Source organism: Rhodococcus sp. IEGM 1307, assembly GCF_030056915.1.
Taxonomy (GTDB): domain Bacteria; phylum Actinomycetota; class Actinomycetes; order Mycobacteriales; family Mycobacteriaceae; genus Rhodococcus_F; species Rhodococcus_F opacus_D.
This window is the reverse complement of sequence record NZ_JASHKW010000061.1, coordinates 1-2,022: the sequence shown is the minus strand read 5'-3', so window position 1 is coordinate 2,022 and position 2,022 is coordinate 1. Positions and strand designations below refer to the sequence as shown.

General features: G+C 69.6%; 1 protein-coding gene. It reads right to left on the bottom strand.

Annotation, left to right across the window (positions count from 1 at the left end; translation table 11 throughout):
* Positions 1 to 2,022, bottom strand: a 2,022-nt coding sequence (locus QM841_RS42800) for a condensation domain-containing protein (RefSeq protein WP_502943341.1), incomplete at both ends; no start/stop codon positions are given.

The window sequence follows — 2,022 nt, the reverse complement described above, 5'->3', positions numbered from 1 at the left end:
CCGCCAACAACTCCGGCAACGACACCTCCGACACCGACACCCCACCCACCACCGGAGTCAAACACTCCAACTCCGCCACACCGATCACGGCGATGTCGCCGATCGGACGGTCGGGCGACGCCGTGACCGCGTCGAGGATGCGGACGAACTGGTCCGCGAACCCGCGCACGGTGCTCGCGTTCAGGATGTCGGTGGCGAAACCGAATGCGGCGGACATTCCGGCAGGTTCGCCGGTTTCGTCGACGTTCTCACTCAGGGTCAGGCACAGATCGCATTTGGCGACCTCGACACCGGCGTCGACGACCTCGACGATGAGCCCGGGCAGTTCGAGGCGGCTCTTCTCGGTGTTCTGGAACTCGAGCAGCACCTGGAACAGCGGGGTGTGCGCGGTCGAACGGACCGGGTCGACCGCCTGCACCACCCGGTCGAACGGCACCTCCGCGTGCCCGAATGCCCCGAGGTCGGTCTCGCGGACGTGCGCCACCAGGTCGGTGAAGGAGCTCTCGGGCGCGACCCGGGTCCGCAGCACCACGGTGTTGACGAACATGCCGACCATCTCGTCCAGTGCCGCGTCGCCGCGACCGGCGACAGGCGTTCCCACCGCGAGGTCCGTCTCGCCGCTCAGCCGGCCGAGCAGGACGGCGAGTGCGGCGTGCGCGACCATGAACAGCGTCGAATCGTGGTCCCGGGCGAGGTCGGACAGCTTCTTGTGGAGGTCCGCACCGATCGCGAACGGCACGGTGGCGCCGTGTGCGGACCGCTGCAGCGGGCGCCGCCGGTCGGTCGGCAGCTCGAGCAGCTCGGGCATCCCGTCGAGGGTCCGGCGCCAGTAGTCCAGCTGCGCCGAAAGCAGCGAGTCCGGGTCGGTGTCGCTGCCCAGGGTGCGGCGTTGCCACAGCGCGAAGTCCGCGTACTGCACCGGCATCGGCGCCCACCCGGGGGGACGTCCGTGTGTACGCGCGGTGTACGCAACCATCACGTCGCGAGCGAGCGGCGCCATCGACGATCCGTCCGCCGCGATATGGTGCAACACGAGAGCCACCACGTGTTCGTCCGGACCGATCTGCAGCACCGCAATGCGCATCGGGACGTCGCGGCTCACGTTGAACTCGGCCGACGCGAGGGGCACCAGCTCACTGCGCAGCGCCGCCTCGTCGGACACGGTGACCGGGGTGAGGTCGAGGGTCACCCGGTCCGCGGGCAGCACCACCTGATGCGGCCCGTCTGCAGAGCCGGGATAGACGGTGCGGAGCGGCTCGTGCCGTTCGACGACGTCGCCGAACGCGGCGCGCAGAGCATCGATGTCGAGTTCGCCGGTCAGGCGCAGCGCGATCGGAACGTTGTAGGCGGGCGAGGTCGTGTCGACCTGGTTGACGATCCACATCCGCTGCTGTGCGAGGGACAGCGGCACCCGGTCCGGGCGCGGGGCCGCCGTGAGGGCGGGACGCGCCGCAGTGCTGCGATCCGCGGTAGCGGCCCGGGCGGCGAGTTCCGCCACCGTCGGCGCCTCGAACAGCTCCCGGACCCCCAAGGCGATGCCGAGCGCGGAGTTGATGCGGGCGACGGCGCGGGTCGCGCTCAGCGAGTTTCCACCCAGGTCGAAGAAGTTGTCGTCGAGCCCGGCCCGGTCGAGCCCGAGCACCTCGGCGAAGACGTCTGCCACGGTGTGCTCGGCCGTACTGGTCGACGCGCGGAACACGGTGCGGACGATCGCGAAATCCGGGGCCGGCAATGCTTGCCGGTCCAGCTTGCCCACCGGAGTGAGGGGCAGCTCGTCGAGGATGACGATGGTCGCGGGCACCATGTGGGCGGGCACGAAGCCGCGCACATGGTCGGTCAGTTCGGCGACGTCGGGTTCGTCGTCACCGGACGGCAGGACGTACGACACCAGGACGGTGTCCCCGGACGGGGCGGTGCGACCGAGTGTCACGGCGAATCCGACGTGGAGATGCCGTGTCAGCGCGGCGTCGATTTCGCCGAGTTCGATCCGGAAACCACGAATCTTCACCTGAAAATCCGAGC